Here is an 8,815-nt window from a genome sequence, read left to right as displayed (position 1 = left end):
CGCGGCGCCGGGCCCAACCAGAGGAGATGTCTCACAAGAGACATTGACGATGGGCGGGAGCCTCACACTTCGAGCGTCTTAATCACCCAGCTTGGCGTGAATCTCATCTAGATCGATCTCACCCGTCGGCATTTTGTTGGCGGGATTTTCGAAATCATACTTGAACAGTTCAAAATCCTGTTTGTAGATCTCGTAGACCAGATGCATCGACAAATCGTCAAAGTAATCCTCGACCGGATGCACGCGTTTTGGCCCATGGCCTTCGGATTCGTTAAAGCGCGGGATCTCGGACAGAGACACAGGATGCGAGGTTTCAAGATTGTCCAACACACCCTGCATCCCATCGTTGAACTTCTCGGTCCAAAAAATACGATCATATCGCCCGCCATTAGCGATCAGCGTCGAGACATGGCCAGACATGGCCGACCAGTGAATGTCGGGGTCCATCGGACGCCGCCAACGAATCGTGTCGCGTGCGAATAAAAGGAACCGGCGGAAACTGGCAATTTGGTCAAACTCGCCCTTGCCGTCGTCACCCCCGACTTCGATTCCATAGTTGTAAATCAGCGTTGGCACCAGATTGCCGCGATAGCGTTTGCCGTTGCGCTGGATGCCGCAGATCTTGTCAAAAAAGGAACTGAGAATGCGTGTGTAGGGATTACGCACGCAGGTAAACGTATAGGACTGGTGCGATCGAACATTTCTGGCAATCGGATCCTGACTGGCACCAAAGGCCCACTTGTGCATTCCGTCCTTGGCATCGTGAATGTCACCATCAAAGAAGCGGCCATGATCCGAGAAATACATGATTTGCCCGATCGTCGAGCAGGCGCATTTCGGCACAACACGGTAGACCATGCTTTGACTTTCGGTCATCCATGTTCCGGGAAAACCCATCTACTGCGCCTCCTTAGCCAGTTATCGCATTGATACTCCGGCATTTTGACCCAAAGAACCAAAAATATTCTGTTTATTCAATCGCTCATCCTCAGTATCACGGTTGCAAATGGGCAGAAACGGGGAATTACGAAACGCAAATGGCAAAGATTGCCTATATCTTGCTGTGTCACAAAGACCCTGACGCAATCATTGCGCAGGCCAGTCAGCTGACGGCTGCCGGCGATTGTATGGCGATCCATTTTGACGCCCGCGCCAATGATACGGATTATGCGCAGATACGCGACGCCCTGAAAGATAACCGCAATGTCACATTTGCAACGAAGCGGATCAAATGCGGATGGGGCGAATGGTCACTGGTTCAGGCCACGCTCCATGCATTACAGGCGGCGGTGGATCAGTTCCCAAGGGTCACCCATTTTTACATGCTGTCCGGCGATTGCATGGCAATTAAAACCGCCGAGTATGTGCACAGCTTTCTTGATGAACGCGACATGGATTTCATCGAAAGCCATGACTTCTTCGAAAGCAATTGGATTAAGACCGGAATGAAAGAAGACCGGCTGATCTATCGTCACTATTTCAACGAACGCAATCAGCCGCGCCTGTTCTATGCCGCATACGAAATGCAAAAGCGTTTCGGTCTGACCCGCGGCATACCCGCAGACCTGCAGGTCAAGATCGGCAGCCAGTGGTGGTGCCTGCGCCGTCGCACAGTCGAGATGATTCTGGACTTCCTGCGCCAACGCCGCGATGTGGTCCGGTTTTTCTCGACCACCTGGATTCCGGACGAGACGTTCTTTCAGACGCTTGTTCGCCACCTCGTCCCGAAGCAGGAAATCGAAAACCGTACACTGACATTTTTGATGTTTTCCGACTATGGCATGCCTGTCACCTTCTACAATGATCACTATGACATGCTGTTGGGGCAGAACTACCTGTTCGCTCGCAAGATCAGCCCCGAGGCCCATGAGTTGAAGGAACGGTTGGGTCAGCTTTATGCCAGCGAAGGGGTCACGTTCCACATCTCGGACGAAGGGCGCAATCTGTATCACTTCCTTGCCGGTCGCGGTCGTGTCGGACGACGTTTCGCTCAGCGCTTTTGGGAGGTCGGCAATACGTTAGGCCCCGAGCGTCAGGCGTTTTTGATTGTTTGCAAGAAGTGGCATGTCGCCAAACGGCTTGTTGACCAGATCGCATCCGAAACCCCCATTCCCTGCATCGAATACATCTATGATGAGCAGGATACGCCATTGCCCGATTTGGGTGGAATCGAGACGACCCTGATTAAGCGGTCGCGCCATCGGCGGGCCGTTGCACGTATGTTATTCGATTATTTCCAAAGCGACAGGCTGGTACTCTGCGTAGATCCGGCCAATCTGGACGTCATTCAGGATTTCTGTGCAGATCAGGCCCAAACACGTGTTCTGGAAATCGAATGTGCCTATTCAGATGAATATCTGACGGGCCATGCCCATCGTGTTGGTCTTGCGGGCCAGAACAGCTCACAGGATTCTCTTGCACGCCTGCTACCGACCCTTCGCAATGCGCTGGCTTACGAATCCGAATTGATCCGCAGTACCCAGAATGATGGGCTGTTCCATTTGCGTGAGGCGGCGGAACGTTCGGAGAATGAGGTGATTATTGCGGAATTTCTGGGGATCAGTGCCGATCAGGCCAAAGCGATCATGCAACTGGATTACCTCTTCGCTGATTGAATCCGGCGGCAAGATCAGGTGCCGCCGGACATTCGCGTTCAGATGTCGAATTTGACACCCTGCGCCAATGGCAACTCGGCTGAATAGTTTACCGTGTTGGTCTGACGGCGCATGTAGGCTTTCCAGGCATCTGATCCGCTTTCGCGCCCGCCTCCGGTTTCCTTCTCGCCACCAAATGCGCCACCGATCTCGGCCCCGGACGGGCCGATGTTCACATTGGCAATCCCGCAATCCGACCCGGCCGCTGTCAGGAATTGCTCGGCTTCGCGCATGTTCAGTGTAAAAACGCAGGACGACAAGCCCTGTGGCACGTCGTTCTGAATCTCGATCGCCTCGGCAAAATCGTCATAGCCCATGACGTAAAGGATCGGAGCAAAGGTCTCGGCCTTCACAGTTGCGGTCTGGCCCGGCATCTCAACGATGGCCGGTTGCATATAAACACCGCCCGGCACACCTTCGGTCACGCGCTGACCTCCGAACACGGCACCACCCTCGGCCTTTGCTGATTCAAGCGCTGCGGTCATCGCATTGCCCGAAACTTCATCCACCAACGGCCCAATCAACGTACCCTCGGTCAACGGATTACCGATGGGTAGACCTGCATAGGCTTTCTTCAGACGCCCAACCAGTTCCTCGCGGATCGATTTGTGTACAATCAACCGCCGCAGTGTCGTACAGCGCTGCCCTGCTGTCCCGACAGCCGAAAATACGATCGCGCGCACCGCCATTTCCAGATCAGCCGACGGCCCAACGATCATCGCGTTATTGCCGCCGAGTTCCAGAATACACTTGCCAAAGCGCTGCGCCACAATCGGCGCCACCGCCCGGCCCATCCGGGTCGAGCCGGTGGCTGAAATGATCGGCACATCCTCGCTGGCAACCAGCGCCTCACCCAGATCGGCACCACCGATCAGGGTCTGCAAAAGCCCCTCGGGGGCGTCACCAAACCGGGCCAACGCCCGCTCAAAGATTTTCTGGCAAGCCAACGCGGTCAGAGGCGTTTTCTCGGACGGTTTCCAGATCACCGGATCGCCGCAAACCAGCGCCAGCGCAGCATTCCACGACCATACCGCCACGGGGAAATTAAAGGCCGAGATCACTCCGACCGGTCCCGCCGGATGCCACGTTTCCATCATCCGGTGACCCGGGCGTTCCGAAGCAATGGTCAGACCATAAAGCTGCCGCGACAGACCAACAGCAAAATCGCAGATGTCGATCATCTCCTGCACTTCGCCCAGACCTTCCGAGGTGATCTTGCCTGCCTCCCAACTGACAAGCGCGCCAAGGTCGTCCTTGGCGGCCCGTAGCTCTTCGCCCAGCAGGCGGATCAACTCACCCCGGCGCGGAGCCGGCACAACGCGCCATTCCTTGAACGCCGCTTTCGAGCGGGCAAAGATGGCCCCCATCTCGGAAACCGGAGTTTCGTGAACCTCGGCCAACAGGCTGCCATCTATCGGAGAGGTCACCCGCAGCGACCCGCCGCTAAGCTCCGCTGCAGTCAGGTACAAATTCGCAAACGTGGTTTCAGCAGTCATTACAATGTCTTTCATATCTCAGGCCGCCTTGTTTTGTTCGGTAACGTCACCGGCGCGATAAAGCCGGCCAAATTCGGTGTTCAGGAAATCGGCAAGCTTTACCTGCTCTTGCCGAACAAAGCCTTTCGAGGGCAGAACCCCTGTCCGCATCAGATCGACGACACCCAATACGCCTGCCGCAGTGGTTACTTGGATCGCACTCCAGACTTGTCCATCGATGGTGCGCGCAAAGGATTTGTTGATCAGGGATTTCTCACGCAACGTGCCGTCAAAGATGCCCTTTGCAGTGCAATAGACCAACACGACGTCTTGATCCGTACGCGGCAAGGCCGTTTCAAAAATCTCTTTCAGCAGATCGCGGCGACGCTCTAGTCCCAGGTCACTGAGCAACAAGCGCAAGATATCCCGATGGCCCGGATAGCGGATCGAGCGATAGGATACCGCCTTCGCCTTACCGTCTAGCGTCTCGGGCAAGGTGCCCAGCCCGCCCGATGTATTGAAGCACTCGTACTCGACTCCGTCATGGCCGATCAGCTCATAATCTTCGAGGGGGGCGGTCTTGACCCTCTCGCCATTCACAATGGCATCACATGGATTGCAGTATTCGTTGATTAGCCCATCAGTTGACCAAGTCAGGTTATATTTCAACGCGTTGGTCGGATAGAGCGGTAACGCCCCGACCCGCATATGCAGGCTGTCGATTTCATCGAACTCGGCCGCCAGCGCAGCGCCCGCAATCCCGACAAACCCGGGGGCCAACCCGCATTGCGGCATAAATGCCGTCTCGCTGTTCTGCGCCAGCTCGCGCACCGCGTTGGTGGCGGCGACATCTTCGGTCAGGTCAAAGTAATGCGCCCCAACAGTTTTGGCTGCGCTCGCAATCGCCGGTGTCAGAAAGAACGGCGCGGCAGAGATCACCGCATCAAACCCTTTAAGGCCTTTCTCCAAGCCCGCGCTATCGCTGGCATCAATCTGCCGCGTAGAAATGCCCCGCTTCTTGAATGCTGACAGGGCCGCAAGATCGTGATCGGCAACAGTCACCGTGTAATGTGCCGAGGTTTTCAGCAAAGTCGCGATCATCTGACCGATCTTCCCCGCCCCGACTACGCAAATATTCCAGCTCAAAACGCGCCTCCATTCTGTGTTTCTTTTGATTATGAAGGGCGACTTGTTCGGATTGCAGATCGTATCTTGACGAAATGAGGTAATTTTCCGTCATTTTGCCATATTATACGTCACTTTGCTAAATGGTTTACTCGAATATGACTTCGAACATGGTCGAATTCACAATCGTTTCAGCGCTCCTTTGAACTGATTGTACTATCAGGTATGAGAGGACCATTGTCGGCTATACAACGCGGGCAATCGCGGTTCGCCCAAGCATATAGGTGCCTTCAATGAGATCTCTCCGTGTCCTGCTTACCTGTTTCGCATGCCTGCTTCCTTTTGCAGCTCTGGCCCAATCCGCTGAGGCACCTGCCGCTGAGATTTCGTTAGAGCTCAATGCCTTGGAAGACGTTGGTAGTGCCTGCAGATTGACCTTTCTGGTGACCAACCAATCCGGAACCACTATCGATGAAGCCGTATTCGAGACGGTGATATTTGACACCGAAGGCAGTGTCGTTACCCTCTCGCTTTTTGATTTTCGCGACTTACCTTTGGATCGCCCACGTGTCCGTCAGTTCGATCTGCCAGAGATGTCTTGCACGACTGTTGGGCGCGCATTGATCAATGGCGCGAGTTCATGCGTGGTAAAAGGCTCCCAGAGCGACATCTGTCAATCGACCCTAACGCTCAGCAGCCGGATTGAAGTGGAGTTGCTTGGATGAATATTCTCTCTTCTCTTCGAGAGATCCTGACCCTTGGCGGGCCCGTTGTGGCTATCCTTATTGTCATGTCGGTCCTGACCGTAGCAGTTACTCTTTACAAGCTTTGGCAGTTCGCAGCCTGTGGCGTAGGGCGGCACAAGGTTCTGTCACAAGCGCTGCAGGCCTGGGATGCTGGAGATCGAGCCACTGCACGCGCGCGCCTCGCTCAGAGCAGCAGCTATCTTGCACCGCTTGTCGAAGCCGCCATGGACGCGCCGGACACTCCTGATCTGGACGCTCGACTGGATGCCGAAGCTGGATTGGCACTGGCCGGGCTGGAGCGCGGATTTCGGCTTTTGGATACGGTCGCCCAGCTTGCACCCCTGCTTGGATTGTTCGGAACAGTTTTGGGAATGATCAATGCATTCCAAAGCCTTCAGTCTGCCGGGTCTTCTGTCGATCCCTCATTGTTGGCAGGTGGCATCTGGGTTGCTCTGGTAACAACAGCCGTTGGCCTTGCGGTGGCAATGCCGACTTCAATGGTCTTGTCTTGGTTTGAAAGCCGAACTGCCCGGGAACGGGTGTTTGCGGACAAAGCACTGCGCACGGTTCTGGTCCCGAACAACTCGAACCAGCCCGTCTCAGACAGGACCGAGATTCTGAACGCTGAACATGCGTAACACGGCGCCCTTTGTAAGACGCCCGATGTCGATGACCCCGCTCATCGATGTCATCTTCTTGCTGTTGCTGTTTTTCATGTTGTCTTCAACTTTCTCAAAGTTCGCGGAAATCGAAATCAGCAGCGCAACCTCAGGAGCATTAGCCTCGGCTGAGCCGGTGGAGAGGATTTTCATTCAGATCGGTGCAGAGCGCGTGACTTTGAATGGCGAAACGCTGACGCTGGATGAGCTGTCCGCGCTGATCGGAACCGGTCAGGCTCTGGTAAGCCTTGATGCCGATACGTCCGCCCAAAGGCTTGTTGATTTGCTGACCAGGCTGCGTGGCCGCGATGGCTTGACCGTCACGGTGTTGGAGTAGACCGATGATCCGCTTTGGTCGCCCAAGCCGCAAACGAGACTCGACCATCCCTCTGATCAACGTCGTCTTTCTGATGCTGATCTTCTTTCTGATTGCAGGCACCCTGGCACCACCGCTTGATCCCGAGCTTCAGCTTGTCGACACATCGGAACTCGAAGGCCGCGACCCGCCCGATGCGCTTGTCTTGAACGCTGATGGCATCCTCAGTTTTCGTGGGGTGCAAACCGACCCTGAGGCTTTTATGGCCAGCCATGATGACGGACCCGTCAGGATTGTCCCCGACCGCAATGTTTCAGGCCAACGATTGATGGAGGTAACCGGTGCCCTTCGACGGCATGGGGCGCCATCTGTGTACCTCGTGACCCAGCAGGCTTTAAAATGATCCGGAAGTCAGCAGCCATCGCTGCGTTGGCGGGTGTGCTTTCGCTTGTCCTGCATATCTTTGGGATCAGTTTCTACGGTTCCAGTCTGCCAGAACTGCGGGCCAATGAGGAATCGGTCAGTTTGATCGAGCTTGGCAACACATTCGAGGAATTCAACGACAACACGACGGACCCGGTGCAGCCGGAATCTGCTGAAACACCCGACCCCCCGGTTGAAGACACTATTAAGCCCAATACTGCCGACATCCCGATCAGCGAAACACTCGTCGCTTCCCCCAATCCTCAGCAGGTATCTTCACCAGATGTCGGAGCGCCCGTCGCCCCACGATCAGAGCTACAGGAAGAGGTGCCGACCGAACCGGTCGCCCCGTCCAATCCGGAACCAGCCACAGACGCAGATACCTCCGTAACGTCAGCGGTCGACCCGAAACCCGAGCGCTTGGCAGCGTTACCGCCCACAGACGGCTCAACAGCGCCGGTCCCTCCACTCGAGAGTACTGCAGTCGAACCAGAAATCCCAAGTTCGGTCGATGAGCCAACAAACGAGCCACCAGAAGAACAAGCCGCGCCTTCCGATCAGGCCGTATCTGTTTCCAAACGCCCCCGCCTCCCGGACAGAAGGCCCGCAACGGATACGCCAAAATCACTTGATGGGTTCAGTAACTTCGATAACTTGCGCAACCCTACGCAGACATTGGAGTCGCCGCTTAGCCTTTATCAAAAGGAAGGGGCTGACCCGTTCCGAGCCAGCAGTGGCCGAAATCAAACCTCGGGTCGCGGCGTTGGAAACTCCGATACCACTAACTATGCCGGACAAGTCCTGGTCCACCTCAATCAAACGCCCGTCGTCTATGTCCCTGTCCGCGGGTTTGCGCAGGTATTCTTCGAAATTAATCCTGATGGATCACTGGCTTGGGTTGATATCGTCGATAGCTCTGGCTCACCTGAAATCGAACGCGCCGCCAGAGATCAAGTCATCCGCGCCGCTCCATTTCCCCGTCCACCAAGCGGGTCAAGCCGCAGGCTATCGTTTTATTACCAAAATAGTTGATACCAAAGACAGCAGTTCGCCGAACCAGTTGTTCGTTCCCTGAATGCTTCAACACGCTCTAAGGAGAGGATTTCCATCGGTCGTCACGGCAAGGTCACCGTGGGCGAAGCACAGAAGTTGGCAAAAAAGAGCTGAGGGGGTGAGTGGCTAGTTACGAAAAGAAGTTTCCTCTCGTTGCTTCCACAGTGCTTCCAGAAGTGTTGGCGCAAATAAGAACACCGCCCTGAGACGGCGCGTAAACATTTGTTTTTGCACTGTGTTTTTGTTTTCGAGAGTAGGATTTGAACCTCTGAGTTGTCTGACGTCAGCGCCCATGGGACAGTTTAGGTCGATTTGATAAGAGAGGGTTTCTGGCTCATCGTAACCGCCAAGGAGTGGAGATGAG

10 protein-coding genes are annotated in these 8,815 nt (G+C 55.2%); 6 read left to right on the top strand and 4 right to left on the bottom strand.

The features are described from left to right. Positions 1–78: 78 nt before the first annotated feature. Positions 79–897 (bottom strand): sulfotransferase family protein, encoded by an 819-nt coding sequence (locus ACR0AH_RS20990; protein ID WP_480593640.1) that lies wholly within the window; start codon positions 895–897, stop codon positions 79–81. A gap of 140 nt (positions 898–1,037) precedes the next feature. Between ACR0AH_RS20990 and ACR0AH_RS20985 the strand changes: the two genes are divergently transcribed. Further along, complete coding sequence (locus ACR0AH_RS20985; protein ID WP_480593638.1) at positions 1,038–2,615, top strand: DUF5928 domain-containing protein; 1,578 nt, start codon at positions 1,038–1,040, stop codon at positions 2,613–2,615. Positions 2,616–2,653: 38 nt separating this feature from the next. Here ACR0AH_RS20985 and amaB read toward each other — a convergent pair whose 3' ends face one another. Together amaB and ACR0AH_RS20975 are read right to left on the bottom strand one after the other, a co-directional pair. Continuing rightward, positions 2,654–4,165: an L-piperidine-6-carboxylate dehydrogenase gene (amaB, locus tag ACR0AH_RS20980; RefSeq protein ID WP_480593637.1), complete on the bottom strand. Its 1,512-nt coding sequence runs from the start codon at positions 4,163–4,165 to the stop codon at positions 2,654–2,656. Between the two features lie 3 nt (positions 4,166–4,168). Then, positions 4,169–5,275: a saccharopine dehydrogenase NADP-binding domain-containing protein gene (locus ACR0AH_RS20975; RefSeq protein ID WP_170647328.1), complete on the bottom strand. Its 1,107-nt coding sequence runs from the start codon at positions 5,273–5,275 to the stop codon at positions 4,169–4,171. Between the two features lie 272 nt (positions 5,276–5,547). Here ACR0AH_RS20975 and ACR0AH_RS20970 point away from each other — a divergent pair, with 272 nt between their 5' ends. The 5 genes from ACR0AH_RS20970 to ACR0AH_RS20950 are packed head-to-tail and all read left to right on the top strand — an operon-like array spanning position 5,548 to position 8,430. Beyond that, on the top strand, positions 5,548–5,979 hold the full coding sequence (locus tag ACR0AH_RS20970; protein WP_170395121.1) for a hypothetical protein: 432 nt from the start codon (positions 5,548–5,550) through the stop codon (positions 5,977–5,979). Beyond that, positions 5,976–6,638, top strand: a complete 663-nt coding sequence (locus ACR0AH_RS20965) for a MotA/TolQ/ExbB proton channel family protein (RefSeq protein ID WP_480593635.1) — start codon at positions 5,976–5,978, stop codon at positions 6,636–6,638. The genes ACR0AH_RS20970 and ACR0AH_RS20965 overlap by 4 nt, the downstream gene beginning before the upstream one ends. 31 nt (positions 6,639–6,669) lie before the next feature. Beyond that, positions 6,670–6,996 carry a biopolymer transporter ExbD gene (locus ACR0AH_RS20960; protein WP_170613597.1) on the top strand — a complete coding sequence of 109 codons (327 nt, stop codon included), beginning with the start codon at positions 6,670–6,672 and terminating at the stop codon, positions 6,994–6,996. A 4-nt stretch (positions 6,997–7,000) separates the two neighbouring features. Then, positions 7,001–7,378, top strand: coding sequence for an ExbD/TolR family protein (locus ACR0AH_RS20955; protein WP_170597127.1), 378 nt, complete (start codon positions 7,001–7,003; stop codon positions 7,376–7,378). Next, positions 7,375–8,430, top strand: coding sequence for a TonB family protein (locus ACR0AH_RS20950; RefSeq protein WP_170734183.1), 1,056 nt, complete (start codon positions 7,375–7,377; stop codon positions 8,428–8,430). Before ACR0AH_RS20955 ends, ACR0AH_RS20950 begins: the two co-directional genes overlap by 4 nt. Positions 8,431–8,577: 147 nt before the next feature. Here the strand turns inward: ACR0AH_RS20950 and ACR0AH_RS20945 are convergent. After that, the coding region (locus tag ACR0AH_RS20945; RefSeq protein WP_480593633.1) for a hypothetical protein at positions 8,578–8,815 on the bottom strand (238 nt) is incomplete at its 5' end.

The sequence above is a fragment of the Ruegeria sp. AM5 genome (assembly GCF_056540645.1).
This window is presented reverse-complemented; position numbering and strand designations above follow the sequence as displayed.